This is a genomic window from Limnohabitans sp. (genome assembly GCF_031539105.1).
Classification (GTDB): domain Bacteria; phylum Pseudomonadota; class Gammaproteobacteria; order Burkholderiales; family Burkholderiaceae_C; genus Limnohabitans.
This window is the reverse complement of record NZ_JAVKLM010000013.1, coordinates 1-24,384: the sequence shown is the minus strand read 5'-3', so window position 1 is coordinate 24,384 and position 24,384 is coordinate 1. Positions and strand designations below refer to the sequence as shown.

The window sequence follows — 24,384 nt, the reverse complement described above, 5'->3', positions numbered from 1 at the left end:
TCATGCCAAAGCGCACCGACCTAAAAAGCATCCTCATCATTGGCGCAGGCCCGATCATCATTGGTCAGGCGTGTGAGTTCGATTACTCTGGCGTGCAAGCTTGTAAAGCTTTGCGTGAAGAGGGCTACAAAGTCATCTTGATCAATAGCAATCCTGCCACGATCATGACCGACCCTGCCACGGCAGACGTCACTTACATCGAACCCATCACTTGGCAAACGGTTGAGAAGATTATTGCCAAAGAGCGTCCAGACGCCATCCTGCCCACCATGGGCGGCCAAACAGCGCTCAACTGTGCATTGGACTTGTGGCACCACGGCGTGTTGGCCAAGTACAAGGTTGAGCTGATTGGTGCAACCCCTGAGGCCATCGACAAAGCCGAAGACCGCTTGAAGTTCAAAGATGCCATGACCAAGATTGGTCTGGGTTCAGCGCGTTCAGGCATTGCCCACAGCATGGAAGAAGCGTGGGATGTGCAAAAGAGTTTGGGTTTCCCCACCGTCATTCGCCCCAGCTTCACGCTGGGCGGCACGGGCGGCGGTATTGCCTACAACCCCGAAGAGTTCGAAATCATCTGTAAGCGCGGCTTAGAAGCTTCGCCCACCAACGAGTTGTTGATTGAAGAGTCCTTGCTCGGCTGGAAAGAATACGAGATGGAAGTGGTGCGCGACAAGGCGGACAACTGCATCATCATTTGCTCGATCGAAAACTTGGACCCCATGGGCGTGCACACCGGTGACTCCATCACCGTGGCGCCCGCACAAACCTTGACCGACAAGGAATACCAAATTTTGCGTAACGCCTCTTTGGCTGTGTTGCGTGAAATCGGTGTGGACACTGGCGGCTCAAACGTGCAGTTCTCGATCAATCCCAAAGACGGCCGCATGGTCGTCATTGAGATGAACCCACGCGTGTCGCGTTCATCGGCGTTGGCTTCTAAGGCCACGGGTTTCCCCATCGCGAAAGTCGCAGCCAAGTTGGCTGTGGGTTACACACTCGACGAGCTGCGCAACGACATCACAGGCGGTGCCACCCCCGCATCGTTCGAGCCTTCGATCGACTACGTGGTGACCAAGATTCCGCGTTTCGCGTTTGAGAAATTTCCGACGGCTGACAGCCGCTTGACCACCCAAATGAAATCGGTGGGCGAGGTCATGGCCATGGGCCGTACCTTCCAAGAGTCCTTCCAAAAAGCCCTGCGCGGTTTGGAAGTTGGCGTGGATGGCATGAACGAAAAAACCCAAGACCGCGAAGTCCTCGAGAAAGAACTGGGTGAGCCCGGACCCGAACGCATTTGGTACGTGGGCGATGCATTCGCCATGGGCTTGAGCGTGGACGAGGTGTTTGCCTTGACCAAGATTGACCCTTGGTTCTTGGTGCAAATTGAAGAAATCGTGAAGATTGAACTCGAAGTTGAAACCACGACGCTCGAAGCCATCACCGCCGAAGAGTTGCGCGCCTTGAAGAAGAAGGGCTTCTCCGACCGTCGTTTGGCCAAGTTGCTCAAAACCACCGAGCACGTGGTGCGTGCACGCCGCCATGAACTCAACATTCGCCCTGTCTACAAGCGTGTGGACACCTGTGCGGCTGAGTTCTCAACCGACACCGCCTACATGTACTCATGCTATGAAGGCCATGGTGACGGTGAGTGCGAAGCTGAACCCACCAACAACAAAAAAATCATGGTGCTCGGCGGCGGTCCTAACCGCATCGGCCAAGGTATTGAGTTTGACTATTGCTGTGTGCACGCCGCACTCGCCATGCGCGAAGACGGCTATGAAACCATCATGGTCAACTGCAACCCAGAAACTGTATCGACCGACTACGACACCTCCGACCGTTTGTACTTCGAGCCATTGACGCTGGAAGACGTGTTGGAGATCGTCGACAAAGAAAAGCCAACGGGCGTCATCGTGCAATACGGCGGTCAAACGCCTTTGAAGTTAGCGCTCGATTTGGAAGCAGCTGGCGTGCCCATCATTGGCACCAGCCCTGACATGATTGACGCGGCTGAAGACCGCGAGCGTTTCCAAAAGTTGTTGCACGACCTCGGTCTGCGTCAACCACCGAACGCGACAGCTCGTACCGAGCCAGAAGCTTTAGAAAAAGCAGCAGCCTTGGGTTACCCCTTGGTGGTGCGCCCCAGCTATGTGCTGGGTGGCCGAGCCATGGAAATCGTGCACGAGCAACGCGACCTTGAGCGCTACATGCGCGAAGCCGTCAAGGTGTCGCACGACTCGCCTGTGTTGCTCGACCGCTTCTTGAACGACGCGATTGAGTGCGATGTGGACTGCTTGCGTGACCCTGAAGGTAAAACCTTCATTGGTGGCGTGATGGAACACATCGAGCAAGCGGGCGTTCACAGCGGCGACTCGGCTTGCTCGTTGCCCCCTTATTCGTTATCGACTGAGACCGTCAACGAACTCAAGCGCCAATCCGCCGCGATGGCGGGTGCGTTGAATGTCGTTGGCTTGATGAACGTGCAGTTCGCCATTCAACATGTGGACGGTAAAGACGTCATCTATGTGTTGGAAGTGAATCCTCGTGCCTCACGCACCGTGCCTTATGTGTCTAAAGCCACAGGCATTCAGTTGGCCAAGGTCGCAGCTCGTTGTATGGCGGGTCAAACCCTCGCGTCGCAAGGCATTACCAAAGAAGTCACGCCCCCATATTTCAGCGTCAAAGAAGCTGTATTCCCCTTTGTGAAGTTCCCAGGGGTTGACACCATCCTCGGCCCAGAGATGAAGTCCACGGGCGAAGTCATGGGTGTTGGCAAAACATTCGGCGAAGCCTTTGTGAAGAGCCAATTGGGCGCAGGCACCAAGTTGCCACGTCCACGTGATGCCGATGGCCGCTCCACAGGTAAGGTCTTCATTTCTGTGAAGAACAACGACAAGCCTCGCGTCATCGAAGTGGCACGTCAATTGGCCGCTTTGGGCTTTGAGATGATGGCCACCAAGGGCACAGCGGCTGCGATTGTTGAAGCTGGTGTGGCTTGCGATGTGGTGAATAAAGTGACCGAAGGTCGCCCACACATTGTGGACAGCATCAAGAACAACGAAGTGGTGTTGGTCATCAATACCGTGGAAGAGCGTCGTAACGCGATTGCTGACTCACGTCACATTCGCACCTCGGCATTGCTCAACCGTGTGACCACCTTCACGACCATTGCAGGCGCAGAAGCGGCTGTGGAAGGCATGAAGTACATGGATACCTTGGATGTCATTTCTGTGCAGGAAATGCACGCCCAATTAGCCGCCAATTAAGGTCGCTGAAAGATATACGATGAGCACAGTTCCAATTACCAAGCGTGGTGCAGAGAAGCTGAAGGACGAGTTGCACAAACTCAAGACCGTTGAGCGCCCGTCCGTCATCGCCGCGATTGCCGAAGCCCGCGCACAAGGAGACTTGAGCGAGAACGCAGAGTACGACGCGGCCAAAGACCGTCAAGGCTTCATCGAAGGACGCATTCAAGAAATTGAAGGCAAGTTGTCGGTAGCCAAAATCATTGACCCGACTGAACTGGATGCGGGCGGACGTGCGGTGTTTGGTGCCACGGTTGAGTTGGAAGAGGAAGAAACAGGTGACAAAGTCACCTATCAAATCGTGGGCGAGGACGAAGCCGATTTGAAGTTTGGCCTCATCAACATCAGCAGCCCAATTGCCCGCGCCTTGATTGGCAAGGAAGAGGGCGATGTGGCCGAAGTGCAAGCGCCAGGTGGTGTGAAGCGCTACGAAGTGGTCAAGGTCTCATACCTCTAAACCTCACGCATGGCACGGTTACAAATCTTTTTGGCCGCGCTGTGGTGGGGCAGTCTTACCGCTGTCGGTTTCATGGTGGTGCCCATGTTGTTTGTGCATCTGGAAACGCCGGCTATCGCGGGGCAAATGGCTGCCAAATTATTCAGTGCTCAAACATGGTTGGCATTGGCTTGCGGCATTTTGTTGCTATTGGCGGCCAAACGCGAAGGCGCTGATCGAACTAACACACCATCACCTTGGGTGATTGCCGGCATGTTGTTGGCTTTGCTGATTGAGTTGGCTGTCAAGCCCCACATCATGGCTAGAGACAACATGGCTTTGTGGCACAACCTAGGATCTGCGTTTTATGTGTTGCAGTATTTTTGTGCTGGCAAGGTGCTGTGGGCGCTATGCCCTGCGAGGCCAGAGACTGCCATTGCAGCAGGCCCCGCGCAAATCGATTAACCCAGTGTGCGTTTTTTGACCGAAATCTTTTTCGGTTTGGCGCGTTTGACTTGACCACCAGAGGTCAGGCGTTGGTTGCCCAACACGCGCAAGGTTTTCACTTCCGGGCGTTGACCGCCACGGCTGCTGTACTTGAGTACTTTGACATCGCGTGGGCCCGCCATGCGGTCTTCGTCGGCGGTGCGTTCTTTTTCAGCGCGTGGACGCCACAACACAAACAGCTTGCCGATGTGTTGAATGGGTGCTGCGCTGAGTTGGTCAGCTAAAGCTGCAAACATGGTTTCGCGTGCTTGGCGGTCGTCGCCCAGTACACGGATTTTGATGAGGCCGTGCGCGTTGAGCGCCATCTCGGCTTCTTTGATGACGGCGGGTGTTAAACCGTCGTTGCCAATCATCACGACGGGGTCTAAATGGTGCGCTTCGGCACGGTGAATTTTGCGTTGAGCAGGTGTGAGTTGTATTGCGGACATGCGGGTATTATCCCCGCTCCCTCAAAGGTATGAATTGAAAGCTAAAACTAAAAGCAAAAAAGTTAACAAAACATGGTTGAACGACCATGTGAACGACACCTACGTCAAGTTGGCCCAAAAAGAGGGCTATCGCGCACGTGCGGCCTACAAGCTGAAAGAAATTGACGAGCAGCTCAGCTTGGTCAAACCCGGCAACGTGGTGGTTGACCTGGGTTGCGCCCCCGGTGCATGGTGTCAATACCTGCGTCGCCGCATGTCGCCCACAGGCGCGGCCGTGGGGACTTTGAATGGCACCATCATTGGTTTGGATATTTTGACCATGGAACCCGTAGAGGGTGTCACCTTCATTCAAGGCGACTTCCGTGAAGAAGAGGTCTTGGCTCAGCTGGAAGCGGCCTTAGGAGGCCGTATCGTCGACGTGGTGGTGTCAGACATGGCGCCCAATCTGAGTGGTATCGAGTCGACAGATGCCACACGCATTGCCCATTTGATTGAGCTGGCCGTAGACTTTTCACAAAAACACCTCAAAGACGATGGCGCTTTGGTGGTCAAACTCTTTCACGGCAGTGGTTACAGCGATTTAGTCACTCTTTTTAAAAACACCTTTCGTGTGGTCAAACCCATCAAGCCCAAGGCCAGCCGTGACAAATCAAGTGAAACCTTTTTGGTCGGCATGGGCGTGAAAAGTCGCGTTTGCGCAAATCCTTGAGTTTCATAAGGCCTGAGCGCGTAAATAAAGCGTGCTCAGCGCTTGAAAGGCCTAAAATCGGGACCATCTCAGTACATCTCGTACTCTTTTTATTTCGGAGCCCACATTGAATAATCAATGGTTCTCAAAAGTCGCTGTTTGGTTGGTCATCGCTTTGGTGATGTTTACCGTGTTCAAACAGTTTGAAACACGTCCAGGTGCAGGTTCTGGCTATCTTGGTTATTCGGACTTCCTCGAGGAAGTTCGTGCCAAGCGTATCAAAACCGCCACCATTCAAGAAGGTCAGGGCGGCACTGAAATTTCAGCGGTCACCAATGACGAGCGCAAGATTCGCACAACGGCCACTTATCTCGACCGTGGTTTGGTCGGCGATCTGATTGCCAACGGTGTGAAGTTTGACGTCAAGCCCCGCGAAGAAGGCTCGCTCCTCATGACTTTGCTGGTCAGCTGGGGCCCCATGTTGCTCCTGATCGGTGTGTGGGTGTACTTCATGCGCCAGATGCAAGGCGGCGGCAAGGGCGGGGCATTCAGCTTCGGCAAGAGCAAAGCGCGCATGCTGGACGAGAACAACAACCAAGTCACCTTTGCTGACGTTGCAGGCTGCGATGAAGCCAAAGAAGAAGTGAAAGAAGTCGTGGACTTCTTGAAAGATCCACAACGATTCCAAAAACTGGGTGGTCGTATCCCACGCGGTCTGTTATTGGTTGGCCCTCCTGGTACCGGCAAAACATTGCTGGCCAAAGGTATTGCTGGCGAAGCCAAAGTACCGTTTTTCAGCATCTCTGGTTCAGACTTCGTTGAAATGTTTGTGGGCGTGGGCGCAGCCCGCGTGCGCGACATGTTTGAGAACGCCAAAAAGAATGCACCTTGCATCATCTTCATAGATGAGATTGATGCCGTGGGTCGTCAACGTGGTGCCGGTGTAGGCGGCGGTAATGACGAACGCGAACAAACCTTGAACCAAATGTTGGTTGAGATGGATGGCTTTGAGACCAACCTCGGCGTGATTGTGGTGGCTGCTACCAATCGCCCTGACATTTTGGATGCCGCATTGTTGCGCCCAGGTCGCTTTGACCGTCAGGTGTATGTGACCTTGCCCGATATTCGTGGTCGCGAGCAAATCTTGAACGTGCACATGCGTAAAGTGCCGATTGGCCAAGACGTCAACGCCAGTGTCATCGCACGCGGCACACCCGGCATGAGCGGTGCAGATTTGGCCAACTTGTGTAACGAAGCCGCCTTGATGGCGGCGCGTCGCAACGCCCGCGTGGTGGAGATGGTCGACTTTGAAAAAGCCAAAGACAAAATCTTGATGGGCCCTGAGCGCAAGAGCATGGTCATGCCAGAGGATGAGCGTCGCAACACCGCGTATCACGAGTCTGGCCACGCTTTGATTGGCAAGCTCTTGCCCAAGTGCGATCCTGTGCACAAAGTGACCATCATTCCTCGTGGTCGCGCTTTGGGTGTGACCATGAGCCTGCCCGAGAAAGACCGCTACAGCTACGACAAAGAATTCATGTTGAACCAAATCAGCATGTTGTTCGGTGGCCGTATTGCCGAAGAAGTGTTCATGAACCAAATGACCACCGGCGCGAGTAACGACTTTGAGCGTGCTACCTCCATCGCGCGTGACATGGTGACCCGCTACGGCATGACCGAGGCCTTGGGCCCCATGGTTTACGCCGAGAACGAAGGCGAAGTGTTTTTGGGCCGATCGGTCACCAAGACCACTAGCATGTCCGAAGCCACCATGCAAAAGGTAGATGTCGAAGTGCGCCGCATCATTGATGTGCAATACAACTTGGCCCGTCGTTTGATTGAAGAAAACTCAGACAAGATGCACACCATGGCCAAGGCTTTGCTTGAGTGGGAAACCATCGACAAAGACCAAATTGACGACATCATGGCTGGGCGTGAGCCACGCCCGCCCAAAGACTGGACACCACGCACGCCAACAGGTGGAGACAGCGGTGGCGGCACACCAGCGGTGCAGCCAGACCCAGCACCCACGGCCGCTTAAGGCAGTCGGGGACTGACACAGAGACGGGGCGAAAGCCCCGTTTTTCATGGAGCATTTATGTTTTGGCAAACCACACGTTTTCGCATTGACCTGAGCCAGCCGCAGGTGATGGGCATTGTCAATGTCACCCCTGACTCGTTCTCAGACGGCGGCCTTCACGCGAACACGCGCGCTGCTTTGGCTCACTGCGAGCGGTTACTCAAAGAGGGCGCAAGCATTTTGGACATTGGTGGCGAGTCCACCCGCCCCGGTGCACCCGCTGTCTCGCTGAAAGACGAATTGGCACGTGTGCTGCCCGTGGTGCGCGAAGCGTTGCGTTTGAATGTGCCTATCTCTGTGGACACCTACAAGGCGCAAGTGATGCAAGCGGTATTGGATGCGGGGGCTGACATCATCAACGATGTGTGGGCCTTGCGACAGGCTGACGCGCAGCACGTGGTGGCATCTCATGCCCAATGTGGTGTGTGCCTGATGCACATGCACGGTGAGCCACAAACCATGCAGACCTTGCCTATGCATGGCAGTTCAATTCAGCCGGTGGCTGATTTCTTGAAAAGCCATGCGCAAGCGTTGCAATCCATGGGCGTGGCGCAGGGTCGCATTGCGTTAGACCCCGGTGTGGGCTTTGGCAAAACTGTGGTGCAAAACTTTGAGTTGCTTGCACATCAAGACCTGTTGCTGGCCTTGGGTTACCCCTTGTTGGTGGGATGGTCACGCAAATCTTCCATCGGTGCAGTCACGGGTTGCGAGTTGGATCAACGCATGGTGCCCAGCGTGGCTGCTGCCGTGTTGGCTGTGGAGCGTGGGGCTCGGATCGTGCGTGTGCATGATGTGGCGCAAACGGTGCAGGCACTCAAAGTTTGGCAGGCCGCACAAGTTTGAGACAATGGTCTCAAACCGATAACAAACAAAAAGAACGATCAAGGTAAAACAACATGACACGCAAATATTTCGGCACAGACGGCATTCGGGGCACCGTTGGCCAAGCTCCTATCACTCCAGATTTTGTGTTGCGTTTGGCGCATGCTGTAGGGCGTGTGCTGAAACAAACCGAAGCGCACCCCACCGTGTTGATTGGCAAAGATACGCGTATCTCTGGCTATATGTTGGAGTCAGCTCTGGAGTCTGGTTTCAACTCGGCGGGCGTGAACGTAGTGCTTCTTGGGCCTTTGCCTACACCTGGTGTGGCCTACCTCACACGCGCTCAGCGTGCGAGCCTTGGCGTGGTCATCAGTGCCAGCCACAACCCGTTTGCCGATAACGGCATTAAGTTTTTCAGTGCCCAAGGCAACAAGCTCAGCGATGCTTGGGAGTTGGCGGTAGAGGCTGCGTTAGACGAAGCGCCCGTATGGGCAGACTCAGCCAACCTCGGTAAAACCAAGCGTTTGGATGATGCCGCAGGTCGTTACATCGAGTTTTGCAAAAGCACGTTCTCGAATGACCTCACGCTCAAAGGATTGAAAATCGTGGTGGATGCTGCGCATGGTGCCGCGTATCACATTGCGCCTAAGGTCTTCCATGAGCTGGGTGCCGAAGTGATTGCCATTGGTTGTAGCCCTGACGGTTTGAACATCAACCACGAGGTGGGGGCGACCCATCCCGATGCCTTGGTGCGCTCAGTCAAAGCCAACCACGCTGATTTCGGTGTCGCGTTAGATGGCGATGCGGATCGCTTGCAAATGGTGGACGCCCAAGGCCGCTTGTACAACGGCGACGAGCTGCTGTATTTGATGGCGGACGACCGCCTAGCCAATGACGAAGTCGTGCCCGGTGTGGTGGGTACCTTGATGACCAACATGGCTGTGGAAGTAGCCCTGAAAAAACGTGGCGTGCAGTTTGTCCGTGCCAAGGTGGGGGATCGTTATGTGTTGGAAGAGCTCGCCAAAAATAAATGGATTTTGGGTGGCGAAGGCTCAGGCCATTTGCTGGCCTTGGACAAGCACACCACGGGCGATGGCTTGGTGAGCGCTTTGCAGATTCTGCAAACTTGTGTGCGCAGTGGCAAAGCCATGGTAGAGCTGCTCAAAGGCGTGACCCTGTTTCCACAAACTTTGCTCAATGTGCGTTTGCGTCCTGGCCAAGACTGGCAGTCGAATGCCCGCATGAAAGAAGAAGTGCAAAAAGCAGAGGCAGAGTTGGGCGATAGCGGTCGTGTATTGATTCGCGCCAGTGGCACCGAGCCTTTGGTACGTGTGATGGTCGAAGCGCGTGATGAAGCGCAAGCCAACGCGTGTGCCAAGCGCATTGCCGACACCTTGTCGGCTTAAGGCAGAGGTCAGCCCCTTAATTGAGTGGGTTTGCTTTGACGATATGCCGCACGCCACAGCACGGGCAGTAAAACGGCTGTGGTGATGTACAAAGCCAAACTGCCGGTTTGCCAAAACGCAATCGGGGATTGAGGTGTGAGCCAAGTTAAGCTCGACAAATCAAATCCAGCGCCATAGGCCACCACGTAGCCGCCAGCCAAACCTAAGCCCCAAAGTAAGACGGTGTAAGTGATGAGTGGCAACAGCGTGATGCCATAGCAGCGCAAGGTGAACACGCAAAACACCTGCACCGCGTCAGCCACGTGATAGAGCATCAGCCACAGCAGCAAGGTCGCTGCCAGCGTTGCCACTTCAGGTGACTGGGTATACAGCTGTGCAATCGCTTGGTGCTGCCAGCCAATCAGCGCAGCCAAACTCAAGCTCAGCAACAAGACCAAACTCAAACCCGTTCGAAGCGCTTGACGCGCACGATGAATTTGCCCTGCACCAATCCAATAACTCACGCGCGAACTGCTGGCAATCGACAGCGATAAAGGAATCATGTAGAGCACGGCTGTCATGTTGGACACGATTTGATGGCTAGCGGTGGCCACCACGCCTAAACGTGCAATGAACAAAGACATGAGGGTGAAGGAGGTGACTTCCACACCAATGGCCAAGCCGCTGGGCAGGCCCAAACGCACGAAGTGAAGCAGGGTCGCTGCATGCGGCTTTTCCATCGGTGCCCAGATGCGGTAAGGCTTGTAAAAGTCTTGTGTGCTTAGCAGCCACAGCGCCAAGCTGATCATCATCAGTGTGACAACCAACGTGGCCCATGCACAACCCGCTAGGCCTAGGGGTGGCAGCACATTGGGAATGCCTAAAACCAGCACGATAGACAGTGGTACTTTCACGATCAGTGCGCCCACTTGCACCCATGTCACCAGCTTAGGTTTGCCCAAACTTTGGTTCAGCGTGCTGTACATACGAAACAGCAAAGACGCCGGCAGCCCAAAAGCCACGATGTTGAGATAGTTGCGTACGTCCGCCTGTAAATCAAGTGGAACCTGCGTCCAGTTCAGCAAGAGATCGGGGCACACCAAGGCCCAAATGCCCAAACTGGCGGTGATGGCGCACAGGTACAGCGCTTGTCGCACCGAACGCCCCACCTCGGCGTGTCGTTGTGCGCCATGCAGCTCGGCCCAGACGGGCAGCAAGGCTTGCAGCATGCCCATGAGCGAGATGTGGATCGTGACATACGTGGCGGACGCCACAGCCAATGCCGCCAGGGCTGTGTCGGCAAAGTGGCCAGCGATCAGTGTGTCAGCGATGCTGAAAGCCATCACGGCGACTTGCCCGACCATCACGGTGCCGGCGTGCCGCATGATGGTGGCGCGTTCGCTACTCATAACTGCATCAAGGTTGACGGCGGTGATACAAGGTCACGTTTTCTTTTTTATCGGCAGGGCGATAAATGCTGCGCACGCGGGTCCATTCGTTCAACCGAACCACTTGCGCCAATTCGGGGCGTAAATCGTTGTCAACAACGAGCCACGGGCAAGCGTGTTGTTGATCGGCGCTTGTCAGCTCAACAGGCTTCACATCAAAACCACCGTGGTAGTGAAAGGCTGTCATTTGGCTCGTATTCAAACCATAGCTGAGCAAGCAAACGCCTTGTGTTTTGTTTGCATCTTGCTTGGACATCACGCTTTGAATTTGTTGGACCCAAGGTTTGTAGCTGAATGCGAAATCTAAAAGGGGCAGCCACAGGGTGAGCAGCAGCAGCCAGCATAACGCTGCACCGCCAGCGGGTAGCACCAAACTTTTCCATAAGGGATGACGATGTTTGGCAGAGCGCCAACTTACCAGCCAACCCCACACGGCAGTGGCCGCCAATGCCAAGCCAAAGGCAAACCACCCAAAGCTAGGTTCAAAGCCCGGTGCTAATCGCGCCACATTTTTTGCTGGAGCAGCCGGCCAGCCTGTTTGCATGGCAATCCAAATGATCCAGATGATCAGTGCAGAGCCTGAGAAAAATAGCAGGGTGAACCAGTCAATCAAAGCTGCGACGCTGCGTCGCAATGTGGGCAGTGCGAAGGCTGCCAGTGTTGCAAACGCTGGAAGTGCCAGCAGCAAAGTTCGGCTTGATGAGTGCGTCAGCAGCGCCGTGCTGACGGTGAGCGCTGCGAACCACATGGGTAGCACCAAGTGGCGACTCCAGTGCAGCGAGGCCCATTGACGGCGCCAACGCCACAGCGTCCATACAGTCAACGGCCAAGCGGGCCAAGTGAACCAGACCAACAAACGCAACAAGTTGCGCCAGGCTTGCGGATCGTCATGCAAGGGCAGCAAGCGCCAATGCCAAATATTCAAGACATAAGCCAAAGCCGCGACAAGAATGCCCATAAGCAAAAGCCACAGCGCGTGTAAACGAGCCGTTTGTGTCGATGTACTCTGTCGATCCAACAAGCACAAAAGACCACTGCCGACAGCCATCAAAACGGCAAAACTGGGTGCACCACTCAGGCACAAACCCAACAAACCGATGGTCACCGCTGTCAAGCTGTAGCGGGGGTGATAGGGCAGTGCCGCTACGCCGTAAAACACAAAGCTGACCAGCGCCAGTTGCGTCAAGATGGGGCTAACTTCATGCGACAGCAGCGCCAATCCTAGGCAGGCGATGAGTGCCAGCACTGCGCCATCAGCGATCGTGCGCGCATAGTCTTTGGGCTTGGCTTCACCCCCAAAGGCAAATGGCACGGGCTGCGCTTGAGGGCTCAATGCCAAGTAATACACGCCATGCCAAGTGCTGGCCAAGGTGAGGGCTAGAAGCATTGCAAACGGAATTCGCACGGCTAAGCCCGCAGATATCCAAGAGGGTGCGATTTGAATGGCCCATCCGCCCAGCCAATAAGGCAGCAAGGCATCGAGTTCGGGCAGTTTTCCCCAGATGCTCGGGTTCAACCAATCGCTTGTACCTTCCGCAAGCGCCAACATGTAGCTGAAGGTGTTGAACTCATTGCCTTTCCAAGGTTCACGGCCAAACAGGCCCGGTAAGACATAAGCAGCGCAAAACAGCCACAGTGCAATTCGCGGCAAACGACGCACAGCACTTTGAGGAACGATGGCGGGGGTGGGTTGGGACACTTTTTTTAAATAAAAAAGGCAGCGCGGAGTGCCGGGCTGCCTTGTTTGAAGTGAGCGCGGGGCTTACTTGGCGATGGTCTTGCCGTACTTGTTGCGGAAGCGCTCGACGCGGCCGCCCATGTTGTCGACAGACTTTTGTGTGCCAGTGTAGAAAGGGTGTGACTCGCTGGTGGTATCCAACTTGTACAACGGCAACTCGCGGCCGTCTTCCATTTTGATCATTTCTTTTGTGCTGGCGCATGAGCGCGTCACAAATTTGAAACCGTTAGACATGTCCATGAAACAGATTTCACGGTAGTTGGGGTGAATGCCTTCTTTCATCGCTTTTCCTTGAGCAGCTGCGGTAGCCACGCCGACCTATTTCGACACACTTTCCGCAAAACGCGTCATTATGCCATGGATAAGAAACCTTTTATCGCAAAACCCCTAAGGCGAATGGCAGACTGAGCATGCCCAACACCGTCGAAAGCGTGACCAAACCTGCCACATATGCCCCGTTGTAACCCATGCGGGCTGCCAGCACATAGCAGGTAGAGGCTGTGGGTAAGGCCGAAAAGGCCAGTAGCACACTGGTTTGTGTGTGGTCGAGTTCGAAGGCACGGGCTAGGCCGTAGGCCAGTAACGGCGTGATGAGATGTCGGATGGCCAAGAGTGACATGGCCAAGGTTTTGCCCTTCATCAAATGTCCAAACTCCATGCCCGCGCCTGCTGCCATCAGGCCCAAGGCTAAAGAGGCGGCGCCAATGCGCTGCAGGGTCGGCTCGGTCCAGCTGGGAATGTGCAAGCCTGCCATGTTGGCCAGCAAACCAGACACAGTGGCCAAGATGAGGGGGTTACGAATGAGTTCACGGCCCAAATGACGTTGGCCATGTCGCGCCATGGGCCATACAGCCGCCACGTTAAACATGGGCACGCACACGCCAATCAGCACCGCAATCAGCAGCAAGGCTTGCGATCCAGCAATACGCTCTGCCAAGGCCAGCGCGATGAAGGAGTTAAACCGAAACGCCACTTGTGCGCTGGCTGCATGCAAGCGGGTGTCAATGTGTTTGCGAAGAAATGGCAGTTTGGGCAGCGCATAAGACAGGCCAATGCTGCTGGCGCCCAAAACTAAACCCGCCATGATGAGGTGTGAGGCCGCTTTCAAATCCAAAGGTGTCCGCACGATGGAGTGAAACAGCAAGATCGGAAATAGAAAGAAGTAAACCAAGCTCTCGACCTGCTCCCATACTGTGCGGTTGAGGGCGGTGTATCTACAAACGAGGTAACCACATAGGATGAGCGAGAAGTCGGGAAAGAGGAGTTGGGCGTAATTCACTCGCAGAGAATAACCGCACTCGACGTGCCTGAGCGAGTCTTTAGCCTTTACGATTGACGCTCGCATGACATATCCCACGCCACTTCAAGTCGCAGCACCTGACGCCAACATCGACATCTTCGTTGATGCGTTGTGGCTTGAGCAGGGCTTGGCCCCCAACAGCTTGGCGGCCTATCGGCGTGATTTGAATTTGCTGTCTGCGTGGCTGAACACGCAGGGGACGCATTTGCTTGCTGCGCAAGAGTCGGACTTGCAGCAGTACTTTGCACACCGACATGCACAGACCAAAGCCACCAGTGCCAATCGCCGCTTGACGGTATTCAAACGGTTTTACCGCTGGGCACTTCGTGAACGCATGTTGGTGACCGACCCCACGTTGAAGCTGCTCACCGCCAAGCAACCTGTGCGTGCGCCCAAAAGTTTGACCGAGGCGCAAGTGGAGAGTTTGCTCAACGCGCCCGATGTATCCACCGGTCTAGGCATGCGCGACCGCGCCATGTTGGAGTTGATTTATGCCAGCGGCTTGCGTGTGAGCGAGTTGGTGGACCTCAAAACTTTGCATGTGAGTTTGAACGACGGCGTGCTGCGCATCATGGGTAAGGGCAGCAAAGAGCGCTTGGTGCCGTTTGGCGAAGTCGCGCGTGATTGGTTGCAGCGCTATTTGAATGAGGCGCGCCCTGCGTTACTGGCAGGCCACCAAACCGAAGCTTTGTTTGTGACGGTGCGCGGCAAAAACGCAGGTGAGTCTATGACACGTGCCATGTTTTGGCAGCTGATCAAACGCTACGCTTTGCAAGCCCAAATCCATGTGCCGATTTCACCGCACACCTTGCGCCATGCATTCGCCACGCATTTACTCAACCACGGTGCCGATTTGCGTGCGGTGCAAATGCTGCTGGGCCATGCCGATATTTCGACCACCACCATCTACACCCACATTGCGCGTGAGCGCTTGAAGAGCTTGCACGGTCAGCATCACCCGCGTGGCTGATTTGAGATCAGACGCCTAGCAAATAGTCCAACTCAGCCTCGGTAAAGCCGGCACGTTTGCGGGCTTCTTTGTTGAACGGTGGGCGCAGTTTTGGCGCTTCATAACGCTTGGCCAGTTCGCTGTAAAACCCCACAGGATCAAGGCCGCGCTGTTCGCACAACCAGCGGTACCAGTGGTTGCCAATGGCCACATGACCCACTTCTTCGCGCAAGATGATGTCCAGCAAATCTGCAGCTTTTAAGGCGCTCGGCGTGGCGGCTTTGCGCAGCTTGGTTTGAATCAGGGGCGTGGCGTCCAGACCGCGTGCTTCGAGTGTGCGGGGTACCAGTGCCATACGGGCCAGCACATCGTTGGCTGTCTTTTGGCACATGTGCCACATGCCATCGTGTGCATCAAAGTCACCGTAACGGTAGCCTAGGCTTTGCAGGTGGGTGTGCAGCATTTCAAAGTGCTGCGATTCTTCGTAGGCCACGCGCAGCCAGTCTGTGTAATAGCGATCGGGCATGTTGGGGAAGCGCCAAACGGCATCCAAGGCGAGGTTGATGGCATTGAATTCGATGTGGCACACCGCGTGCATCAATGCGGCCAAGCCCTCGGGCGTGAAGGGCGTGCGCGTGGGCACTTGTTGGGCTGGAATCAGCCGCGGCAGCTCAGGGCGTCCGGGCAGCACAAGGCTTGCATCGCTGGCGATCGCTTCATACGCAAATAGCCCCACATTTTTTTGCTCGGCCCACAGCGACTGCACGGCTTGAACTTTCGCAACGGGGTCGCATATACAAAGGGCGGTCAAGGCTAAAGGGCGTAGGCTCATCCTTACAATTGTAGAAAATCAAAATCGCAGGAGACTTTCATGGCTGTTTACCAACTCGATACGCTGACCCCTGATATTGCCGAGTCGGCTTGGGTCGCTGACAACGCCCAAGTGATGGGTGATGTGCACATGGCTGCTGACAGCAGCGTGTGGTTCAGCAGCGTGGTGCGAGGTGACTCTGCCACCATCCACATTGGTGAAGGCACCAACATCCAAGACGGCAGTGTGTTGCATGCCGATGTGGGCATTCCACTCACCATTGGCAAGCATGTGACGGTGGGCCATATGGTTCAGCTGCATGGCTGCACGGTGGGCGACGAGTCGCTGATTGGCATTGGTGCCATAGTGCTCAACGGCGCAAAGATTGGTAAAAACTGTTTGGTGGGTGCTGGTTCGCTGGTGACCGAGGGCAAAGAGTTTCCGGATGGCTCCATGATTTTGGGCACGCCCGCCAAGGTGGTGCGTCAGCTCACGCCAGAACAAATCGAAGGGTTGCGCCGCAGTGCTCAGCACTATGTGAATAACAAGAACCGTTTCAAAGCGGGTTTAAAGAAGTTGGCTTGATGTCTCAGTTGCATAAATTTTTGTTCGATGGTTTGCCCGTGCGGGGCATGTTGGTGCAGCTCACCGATGTGTGGCAAGAGGTGCTCAAGCGCCGTGCAGCCAATGTGGAAACCGGCCCCTATGCTGAGCCCGTGCGCCATTTGTTGGGTGAGATGACGGCAGCGTCTGTGTTGATGCAATCGAACATCAAATTCAACGGCGCTTTGGTGATGCAAATTTTTGGTGACGGCCCTTTGAAGCTGGCGGTCGTTGAAGTCAATCCAAACCTCAGCTTGCGAGCCACGGCCAAAGTGGTGGGTGAGTTGGGCGACGCCAGCACCTTGTCAGAGATGGTCAATGTCAACAATGAGGGTAAATGTGCCATCACGCTCGACCCACTCAACAAAATGCCGGGCCAGCAGGCGTATCAAGGCGTGGTGCCCTTGTTTGACGACCATCGCAATAAACTCGATAAGTTCAGCGACGTGCTGCAGCACTACATGCTGCAAAGCGAGCAGCTCGACACCACTTTGGTGCTGGCCGCGAATGACACCACAGCAGCTGGCTTGTTGATCCAACGCCTGCCCATCAAAGGCGAGGGTAACTTGGCCGCCAAAGCCACGCTAGAAGACGAGGATGAAATTGGCCGCAACGAAGACTACAACCGCATCTCTATCTTGGCCTCTAGCTTGACGTCCGATGAGTTGCTGAACTTGGATGTTGAAACGATTTTGCGCCGCTTGTTCTGGGAAGAAAAATTAGTGCGCTTCGAGCCACTCACCCCCAGCTTTGCCTGCTCATGCAGCCGCGAACGTGTGAGCAACATGATTCGCAGCTTGGGGACCGAAGAGGTGGAAAGCATCTTGGCCGAGCGCGGCGATGTGGAAGTGGGTTGCGATTTTTGTGGCGAGCAATACCGCTATGACGCGGTCGATGCCGCGCAAATCTTTACTGGCACACCAACACCCCCACCCGCGCCCTCATCTCTGCAATAAGGCCGTTCAGCCTTTGACTAGGCTGGTGAACAAGCGGTGTTCGCAGTCGCCGTCGCCACAGGTTTCGCAGGGGCCGCTCCAGCGTATGGGCGGCTCGGGGCGCTGCAGCTGTTTGGCCAAATGTGGCGCTTGGCGTGCAATACAAAACAAAGCGTTTTCTAAACGTTGTTCACCCGAACCGTAAACCACTTGAAATGGCAAATTGGCCTGAGAGAGAAGTTGTCTGATCTTTTGGTCCACGGGTTCTCGCACATGCACCCCCACGCGCTGCAACCCGTCGCTGACCCATTCAAGGTCAAGTCCCGTGAGCAAGGTGATGTCGAACCGTGCGTGTTGCTGTAAGGCGTAGGCGTCTAGGCTGTGGTCGTCAAACACCATTTGGCTATACACCGCTGTCATAAGAGGCGTCGTGTCTGCAATCACGATCGACCCCTCCGGTGCAGCCAGCACGCGGTCCATTTGCGTTTGGGCAATGTGGCGTTGCTCTTCGCGCTTGGGGGTGCGGTTTTCGATATCGCACCATTCACGCAAGTATTCGTCAACGCGGTGCACGGCCAAGTCTGATTGCTGTAACCGTGTACTCAGGGCCAAAGCCAGTTGCGACTTGCCTGTGCTTTCAGCGCCGAGCAGTGCAATTTTCATGTGGCTTTCACTTCGATGTGTTTAAGCCATGTGTGCCAACCCACGGCACTCAGCACAATGAACATGAGATAGAGCAGCGTGGTGAGCCACAAGCCTTTCCAAGCAAAAAGTCCAGCGGCCACGATGTTGACGATGATCCAAATCGCCCAATTTTCTAGGCGTTTGTGCGCTAGCAAATATTGGCCAATCAAGCTGAATGCAGTGGGGAACGCATCCCACCCAGGTACATCGGTGTCGGTGAAGTTCCGCAGCAAACTACCCGTGGCCAGCCACAGCACTGTCCCGCTGACGGCCAATTTCAGCCGTTGGTCTAAGGGCATGCGTGTGACGGGCAACGGTGCACCTTCTTCGCCAAGCAACCACACCGACCAACCCCAAAGTGCTAAAACCACGAACAGCACTTGCAGCAGCGCATCGCCGTACAGACGTTGGCTCCAAAACAAAAAGAAATACAGCACCGAGCTGATCGCAGCCAAAGGCCAGCCCCAATGCAACTCAACGATGTTGCACAGAATCATCGCGAAGGCCAGTAGCACCGCGATGAGTTCAAGCCAAGAAGTCTCAAGGCCCCAGAGGGTGAATGCGGTCGAGAAAAGGAGTTCGGTCACTTCGCAATTTGCACGAAGACTTCGTTGGGCTTGACCATGCCGATCTCAGAGCGGGCACGCTCTTCGACCATTTCCAGACCATCTTTGAGATCATGGAGTTCCGCACTGAGGCGATCGTTGGCCAGTTGCGCGGCAGCGTTTTGCTGCTTTTGGTCTTTCAACACCTCGCGCAGACGAATCACGTCAGGCAAGCTGCCACGACCAAACCACAGCTGGCCCTGCAGCACAAGCAGCAGGGCAATCAGTACGAGGTGGAGTGGACGCAGCATCTGTAGGCTCAGAAAGCGTAGCTGTTAACGCAAGTTGTAAAAGGCAGAACGGCCTGGGTACACAGCCACATCACCCAAATCTTCTTCGATGCGCAAGAGTTGGTTGTACTTGGCCATGCGGTCAGAACGGCTCATAGAACCGGTTTTGATTTGACCCGCATTCAAGCCCACTGCGATGTCAGCGATGGTGCTGTCTTCGGTTTCGCCAGAGCGGTGGCTGATCACGGCGGTGTAGCCCGCGCGCTTGGCCATCTCAATGGCTGCAAAGGTTTCCGTCAAGGTACCGATTTGGTTGATCTTGATGAGGATCGAGTTGGCGATGCCTTTGTCGATGCCTTCTTTGAAGATCTTGGTATTGGTCACGAACAAGTCGTCACCCACGATTTGCACTTTCTTGGCTAAACGGTCGGTCAGTACTTTCCAGCCATCCCAATCGCCTTCAGACATGCCGTCTTCGATGCTGATGATGGGGTACTTGTCGCACCAAGTGGCGAGCATGTCGGTCCATTGCTGGGCCGTCAATTGCAAGCCTTCGCCAGACAAGTGGTACTTGCCGTCTTTGTAGAACTCGCTGGCCGCGCAGTCCAAGCCGATGGCGATTTGCTCGCCGGCGGTGTAGCCCGCAGCGGCAATGGCATCCAAGATCATCTGGATAGCGGCTTCGTGGCTGGTGACGTTGGGCGCAAAGCCACCTTCGTCGCCCACGGCAATGCTCATGCCTTTGTCATGGATGATTTTCTTCAGAGCGTGGAACACCTCAGCGCCCCAGCGCACAGCTTCGCGGAAAGTGGGTGCGCCGACGGGGATGATCATGAACTCTTGCAAGTCCAAGTTGTTGTTGGCGTGTGCGCCGCCATTGATGACGTTCATCATGGGCACAGGCAGTTGGTTGGCGTTCATGCCGCCAAAGTAACGGTACAAAGGCAAGCCAGACTCTTCAGCGGCAGCGCGGGCCACAGCCATGGACACGGCCAACATGGCGTTGGCGCCTAAGCGGCTTTTGTTGTCTGTGCCGTCGAGGTCGATCAAAGTTTTATCAAGGAAGGCTTGCTCGGAAGCGTCCAAGCCCAAAATCGCTTCGGAAATTTCGGTGTTGATGTGCTCAACCGCTTTCAACACGCCTTTGCCGAGGTAGCGGCTCTTGTCGCCGTCGCGCAGCTCGATCGCTTCACGGCTGCCGGTGGATGCACCGGATGGCACAGCGGCACGGCCCATGGTGCCGGATTCCAGCAACACATCACATTCCACGGTAGGGTTGCCACGGCTGTCCAAAATTTCACGGGCGACGATGTCGACGATAGCGCTCATTTGTGTTTTCCTATTTCAAGTTTTTAAAAATTATTTCAGGCTGCGTGCGTGGCACTCAGGCCTCAAAGTTGTTTTCTAAGAGAGGGTGTTTTTTGGTCACGGCATCAAGCTCGACCAAGGTTTCCAGCAAAGCCTTCATTTTGTTCAAGGGCACAGCATTGGGGCCGTCTGACCAAGCCTCTGAGGGGCAAGGATGGGTTTCCATGAACAAACCAGCCACGCCTACGGCCACGCCAGCGCGGGCCAACACGGGCACCATCTCGCGAGCGCCGCCACTGACCGTGCCTTGGCCACCCGGCTTTTGCACAGAGTGGGTCACGTCAAACACCACAGGCGCGCCAGATTTACGCATCTCTGCCAAGCTGGTCATGTCGGCCACGAGGTTGTTGTAGCCAAAGCTCACGCCGCGTTCGCAGGCCAAGAAGTTGTCTTCTGGCAAGCCGGCTTCGCGTGCAGCGTCGCGGGCTTTGTCGATGACGTTTTTCATATCCCAAGGCGCCAAGAACTGACCCTTCTTGATGTTCACAGGCTTTCCCGATTGCGCCATGGCACGGATGAAGTCAGTTTGGCGGCACAAGAAGGCGGGCGTTTGCAACACGTCGACCACGCTGGCCACAGTGGCAACTTGCGACGCCTCATGTACATCGGTGAGGATGGGCAAATGCAATTGGCGACGCACTTCGTCGAGGATCTTCAAACCTGCATCCATGCCCACGCCGCGCTTGGTGCTGCCGGACGAGCGGTTGGCTTTGTCAAACGAGCCTTTGTAGATCAATGGGATACCCAAACCAGAGCAGATTTCTTTGAGCTGGCCAGCTACATCGATGGACATTTCCAAGCCTTCGATGGAGCAGGTGCCTGCGATCAAAAAGAAAGGCTTGTCGAGACCAACGTCGAATCCGCAAAGTTTCATGGCTTGTTCCGTTTCTAAAAAAGGTTTAGGCCTTCGCCTTGTGCTCAAGCGCCGCTTTCACGAAGGCGTTGAACAACGGGTGACCATCCCATGGGGTGGATTTGAACTCGGGGTGGAACTGCACGCCCATGTACCAAGGGTGCACGGTTTGTGGCAACTCAATGATTTCGGTCAGGTGCTCGCGTTGTGTGAGCGCGGAAATGACCAAGCCCGCTTTGCGTAAAGCGTCGAGGTAGTTCACATTGGCTTCGTAGCGGTGGCGATGACGCTCTGTCACCACGTCGCCGTAAATTTTGTGGGCCAAGGTGCCGGGGGCCACATCTGAACTTTGAGCGCCCAAGCGCATGGTGCCGCCAAGGTTGGAGTCAGCCGTGCGGGTTTGGATGCTGCCGTCTGCGTCTTTCCACTCGTTGATGAGGGCGATGACGGGGTAAGGGCCGTCTGGCACAAACTCAGTGCTGTTGGCGTCTTTCAGGCCAGCCATGTGGCGGGCGTATTCGATGGTCGCCACTTGCATGCCTAAGCAAATGCCGAGGTATGGCACTTTGTTTTCGCGTGCAAATTGGGCAGAAGAAATTTTGCCTTCCACGCCGCGAATGCCAAAGCCGCCGGGCACCAAAATAGCGTCGAATTTGCCGAGGTCTTTGACGTTCTCTGGCGTGATGAACTCAGAGTCCACGTACTCGATTTTTACGCGCGCATGGTTCTTCATGCCAGCGTGGCGCAGAGCTTCGTTGAGTGATTTGTAGCTGTCAGACAGATCTACGTACTTACCCACCATCGCAATGGTGACTTCTTCTTTGGGGTTGGCCACTTCGTGGACCAAGTCGTCCCAGCGTTGCAAGTTGGCCGGTTTGGCGTTGATGCGCAACTTGTCGCACACCAAGTTGTCCAGTCCTTGCTCATGCAACATGCGTGGTACTTTGTAGATAGTGTCCACATCCCACATGGAGATCACACCCGACTCATGCACGTTCGAAAACAGGCTGATTTTTTGGCGTTCTTCTTCAGGAATTGGGCGGTCAGCACGGCACAGCAGCGCATCGGCTTGGATACCGATTTCGCGCAGTTTTTGTGCGGTGTGTTGGGTGGGCTTGGTTTTGAGTTCGCCAGCGGCGGCGATCCAAGGCACGTAGCTGAGGTGCACAAACGCGGTGTTGTGCGCGCCCATCTTCAGGCTCATTTGACGAGCGGCTTCGAGGAAAGGCAGGGACTCGATGTCACCCACGGTGCCGCCGATTTCAACGATCGCCACATCCACGGCTTCAGGCGTGTCATACGCGGCGCCGCGCTTCACGAACTCTTGAATTTCGTTGGTGATATGCGGGATAACTTGCACCGTTTTGCCTAGGTAGTCACCACGGCGCTCTTTGTCGAGCACGCTCTGATAAATCTGACCTGTCGTGAAGTTATTGGCCTTTTTCATGCGCGTCGTGATGAAGCGCTCGTAATGGCCTAAATCGAGGTCGGTTTCTGCACCGTCTTCGGTGACGAAAACCTCGCCGTGCTGCAGCGGCGACATGGTGCCTGGGTCTACGTTGATGTAGGGGTCCAGTTTGATGAGGGTGACTTTGAGGCCGCGGGACTCAAGCAAAGCGGCGAGTGAGGCGGCTGCAATTCCCTTACCAAGGGAAGAGACAACACCGCCGGTGACGAATACAAATTGGGTCATGCCAGATCGGGAGATAACCTCCCGGTAGGTGGAAATCGAAATTATAGGCGCTCTGCTACATTGCGAGTCATGTCTGATCTGTCAAAAAAGCACATTGTTTTGGGTTTGAGTGGTGGCATTGCGTGCTACAAAGCGGCGGAACTCTGCCGTGCTTTGGTCAAAGCTGGAGCCACGGTTCAAGTGGTCATGACTGAGTCAGCGGCTCAGTTCATGACACCCGTGACCATGCAGGCCTTGTCGAACCGCTCGGTGTACGTTTCGCAATGGGATGCCCGTGAACCCAACAACATGGCGCACATCAATTTGAGTCGTGAGGCTGATGCAATTCTTGTTGCGCCCGCCAGCGCCGACTTCATGGCCAAACTCTTGCACGGTCGTGCTGACGACTTGTTGAGCCTCATGTGCTTGGCCCGCCCGATTGCAAGCGTGCCCCTGATCTTGGCCCCCGCGATGAACCGCGAAATGTGGCAACACCCCGCGACCCAGCGCAACATGGCGCAACTCATGGCGGATGGCGCGCATGTGCTGGATGTGGGCCAAGGCGAGCAAGCCTGCGGCGAAAGCGGTGACGGTCGCATGTTGGAGCCCGAAGAGATTTTGGAAGACCTCATTGCGTTCTTTCAACCCAAAGTCTTGACGGGGCAGCATGTGCTGGTCACAGCAGGCCCGACCTACGAAGCGATGGATCCTGTGCGTGGCATCACCAATTTGTCGAGCGGCAAGATGGGTTTCTCGATTGCCCGCGCTGCGCGTGAAGCCGGTGCTCAAGTGACGTTGGTCGCTGGCCCCGTGCATCTACCCACACCGCGAGGTGTACAGCGCGTGGATGTGCGATCGGCTTTGGATATGCAAGCTGTTGTCGCAAAGCATGTGGATGCAGCTTCGGTATTTGTGGCGACAGCGGCCGTTGCTGATTGGCGTGTGGCGGATGTGGCTCAGCAAAAAATCAAAAAAGACGGTTCCAGCGGTTCAGCGAGTTTGGGGCCTCAACTCAATTTTGTAGAAAACCCAGACATCTTGGCCGCTGTGGCGCAATCAGCCCGTGCCAAAAACGGTGATTTGTATTGTGTGGGTTTCGCGGCGGAAAGCCATGATTTACTCAAGCACGCCACTGCCAAACGCGAGCGCAAAGGCGTGCCGTTGTTGGTGGGCAATATCGGTCCTGCGACGTTTGGGTTGGATGACAACGCGTTGCTCTTGGTCGATGCACAAGGCAGCCAAGAGTTGCCGCATGGCAGCAAGCTGACCTTGGCCCGCCAGTTGGTGGGTGAGATTGCGCAGCGTATGAAGGTCGCTTGATTTCAGCGGCCCGATTCGACCCAGCGCCTGCTGCCAAGATTCATATTTAAATTTTCAACATCCATTTATTTCATCTGAGGCGGATTCAAGGACGAAGTGCAACACGCTTTAACGAGGCATGGAATACCTCGTGAGGTGTCTTGAATCCTAGTCGCTTTCTGGGGCGGTGATTCAATCGGTTTTCAATCATAGTCAATTCCTCATCCGTCACGGTTTC

General features: G+C 55.2%; 23 protein-coding genes. 11 read left to right on the top strand and 12 right to left on the bottom strand.

The annotated features are described in order from the left end of the window. The first annotated feature begins 2 nt into the window (after positions 1-2). Genes carB through RMR24_RS03445 form a run of 3 tightly spaced genes read left to right on the top strand, consistent with a single transcriptional unit; the run spans position 3 to position 4,206 of the window. The gene (carB, locus tag RMR24_RS03455; RefSeq protein WP_310613701.1) at positions 3-3,266 is read left to right on the top strand and encodes a carbamoyl-phosphate synthase large subunit; all 3,264 of its coding nucleotides are present in this window, start codon (positions 3-5) and stop codon (positions 3,264-3,266) included. 19 nt (positions 3,267-3,285) lie between these two features. After that, entirely contained in the window at positions 3,286-3,762 is a 477-nt protein-coding gene (gene greA / locus RMR24_RS03450) for a transcription elongation factor GreA (protein WP_310613700.1), read from the top strand. A 9-nt stretch (positions 3,763-3,771) separates the two neighbouring features. Beyond that, the gene (locus RMR24_RS03445; protein ID WP_310613699.1) at positions 3,772-4,206 is read left to right on the top strand and encodes a DUF4149 domain-containing protein; all 435 of its coding nucleotides are present in this window, start codon (positions 3,772-3,774) and stop codon (positions 4,204-4,206) included. On the opposite strand, the gene RMR24_RS03440 is transcribed toward RMR24_RS03445, so the two are convergent. Continuing rightward, positions 4,203-4,676, bottom strand: a complete 474-nt coding sequence (locus RMR24_RS03440) for a YhbY family RNA-binding protein (RefSeq protein WP_310613698.1) — start codon at positions 4,674-4,676, stop codon at positions 4,203-4,205. The genes RMR24_RS03445 and RMR24_RS03440 overlap by 4 nt on opposite strands. Positions 4,677-4,710: 34 nt before the next feature. Here RMR24_RS03440 and RMR24_RS03435 point away from each other — a divergent pair, with 34 nt between their 5' ends. From RMR24_RS03435 to glmM, 4 genes are all read left to right on the top strand, one after another. After that, on the top strand, positions 4,711-5,385 hold the full coding sequence (locus RMR24_RS03435) for an RlmE family RNA methyltransferase (RefSeq protein ID WP_310613697.1): 675 nt from the start codon (positions 4,711-4,713) through the stop codon (positions 5,383-5,385). A 106-nt stretch (positions 5,386-5,491) separates the two neighbouring features. Continuing rightward, positions 5,492-7,405, top strand: a complete 1,914-nt coding sequence (gene ftsH, locus RMR24_RS03430; protein ID WP_310613696.1) for an ATP-dependent zinc metalloprotease FtsH — start codon at positions 5,492-5,494, stop codon at positions 7,403-7,405. A 57-nt stretch (positions 7,406-7,462) separates the two neighbouring features. Next, complete coding sequence (gene folP / locus RMR24_RS03425; RefSeq protein ID WP_310613695.1) at positions 7,463-8,287, top strand: dihydropteroate synthase; 825 nt, start codon at positions 7,463-7,465, stop codon at positions 8,285-8,287. 53 nt (positions 8,288-8,340) lie between these two features. Continuing rightward, complete coding sequence (gene glmM / locus RMR24_RS03420; protein WP_310613694.1) at positions 8,341-9,672, top strand: phosphoglucosamine mutase; 1,332 nt, start codon at positions 8,341-8,343, stop codon at positions 9,670-9,672. Between the two features lie 8 nt (positions 9,673-9,680). Here glmM and RMR24_RS03415 read toward each other — a convergent pair whose 3' ends face one another. The 4 genes from RMR24_RS03415 to RMR24_RS03400 all read right to left on the bottom strand — a co-directional run bounded on the left by RMR24_RS03415 (position 9,681) and on the right by RMR24_RS03400 (position 14,116). Further along, entirely contained in the window at positions 9,681-11,060 is a 1,380-nt protein-coding gene (locus RMR24_RS03415; RefSeq protein ID WP_310613693.1) for an MATE family efflux transporter, read from the bottom strand. A 7-nt stretch (positions 11,061-11,067) separates the two neighbouring features. Then, a complete protein-coding gene (locus tag RMR24_RS03410) occupies positions 11,068-12,798 on the bottom strand; it encodes a hypothetical protein (protein WP_310613692.1) in 1,731 nt (576 codons plus the stop codon). A 63-nt stretch (positions 12,799-12,861) separates the two neighbouring features. Next, on the bottom strand, positions 12,862-13,119 hold the full coding sequence (locus RMR24_RS03405) for a type B 50S ribosomal protein L31 (RefSeq protein ID WP_310613691.1): 258 nt from the start codon (positions 13,117-13,119) through the stop codon (positions 12,862-12,864). A 91-nt stretch (positions 13,120-13,210) separates the two neighbouring features. Beyond that, positions 13,211-14,116, bottom strand: a complete 906-nt coding sequence (locus tag RMR24_RS03400) for an AEC family transporter (protein ID WP_310613690.1) — start codon at positions 14,114-14,116, stop codon at positions 13,211-13,213. Positions 14,117-14,180: 64 nt separating this feature from the next. Between RMR24_RS03400 and xerD the strand changes: the two genes are divergently transcribed. Beyond that, a complete protein-coding gene (xerD, locus tag RMR24_RS03395) occupies positions 14,181-15,107 on the top strand; it encodes a site-specific tyrosine recombinase XerD (RefSeq protein WP_310613689.1) in 927 nt (308 codons plus the stop codon). A 7-nt stretch (positions 15,108-15,114) separates the two neighbouring features. On the opposite strand, the gene RMR24_RS03390 is transcribed toward xerD, so the two are convergent. Next, a complete protein-coding gene (locus RMR24_RS03390; protein ID WP_310613688.1) occupies positions 15,115-15,918 on the bottom strand; it encodes a ferritin-like domain-containing protein in 804 nt (267 codons plus the stop codon). A 39-nt stretch (positions 15,919-15,957) separates the two neighbouring features. On the opposite strand from RMR24_RS03390, the gene RMR24_RS03385 reads away from it, so the two are divergent. Next, positions 15,958-16,482 carry a gamma carbonic anhydrase family protein gene (locus RMR24_RS03385; protein ID WP_310613687.1) on the top strand — a complete coding sequence of 175 codons (525 nt, stop codon included), beginning with the start codon at positions 15,958-15,960 and terminating at the stop codon, positions 16,480-16,482. Next, positions 16,482-17,456 (top strand): Hsp33 family molecular chaperone HslO, encoded by a 975-nt coding sequence (locus RMR24_RS03380; RefSeq protein ID WP_310613686.1) that lies wholly within the window; start codon positions 16,482-16,484, stop codon positions 17,454-17,456. The genes RMR24_RS03385 and RMR24_RS03380 overlap by 1 nt, the downstream gene beginning before the upstream one ends. 6 nt (positions 17,457-17,462) lie before the next feature. Here the strand turns inward: RMR24_RS03380 and RMR24_RS03375 are convergent, their stop codons facing one another. Genes RMR24_RS03375 through RMR24_RS03350 form a run of 6 tightly spaced genes read right to left on the bottom strand, consistent with a single transcriptional unit; the run spans position 17,463 to position 22,868 of the window. Further along, positions 17,463-18,098, bottom strand: coding sequence for an ATP-binding protein (locus RMR24_RS03375; RefSeq protein WP_310613685.1), 636 nt, complete (start codon positions 18,096-18,098; stop codon positions 17,463-17,465). Next, the gene (gene pnuC / locus RMR24_RS03370) at positions 18,095-18,706 is read right to left on the bottom strand and encodes a nicotinamide riboside transporter PnuC (RefSeq protein ID WP_310613684.1); all 612 of its coding nucleotides are present in this window, start codon (positions 18,704-18,706) and stop codon (positions 18,095-18,097) included. The genes RMR24_RS03375 and pnuC overlap by 4 nt, the downstream gene beginning before the upstream one ends. Beyond that, a complete protein-coding gene (gene ftsB, locus RMR24_RS03365) occupies positions 18,703-18,975 on the bottom strand; it encodes a cell division protein FtsB (protein WP_108282486.1) in 273 nt (90 codons plus the stop codon). The genes pnuC and ftsB overlap by 4 nt, the downstream gene beginning before the upstream one ends. Before the next feature lie 24 nt (positions 18,976-18,999). Beyond that, a complete protein-coding gene (gene eno, locus RMR24_RS03360; protein ID WP_310613683.1) occupies positions 19,000-20,283 on the bottom strand; it encodes a phosphopyruvate hydratase in 1,284 nt (427 codons plus the stop codon). A 55-nt stretch (positions 20,284-20,338) separates the two neighbouring features. Then, the gene (gene kdsA / locus RMR24_RS03355) at positions 20,339-21,196 is read right to left on the bottom strand and encodes a 3-deoxy-8-phosphooctulonate synthase (protein ID WP_310613682.1); all 858 of its coding nucleotides are present in this window, start codon (positions 21,194-21,196) and stop codon (positions 20,339-20,341) included. 25 nt (positions 21,197-21,221) lie between these two features. After that, on the bottom strand, positions 21,222-22,868 hold the full coding sequence (locus tag RMR24_RS03350) for a CTP synthase (protein WP_310613681.1): 1,647 nt from the start codon (positions 22,866-22,868) through the stop codon (positions 21,222-21,224). Positions 22,869-22,937: 69 nt separating this feature from the next. Here RMR24_RS03350 and coaBC point away from each other — a divergent pair, with 69 nt between their 5' ends. Further along, positions 22,938-24,167 (top strand): bifunctional phosphopantothenoylcysteine decarboxylase/phosphopantothenate--cysteine ligase CoaBC, encoded by a 1,230-nt coding sequence (gene coaBC / locus RMR24_RS03345; protein ID WP_310613680.1) that lies wholly within the window; start codon positions 22,938-22,940, stop codon positions 24,165-24,167. Positions 24,168-24,384 lie beyond the last annotated feature (217 nt).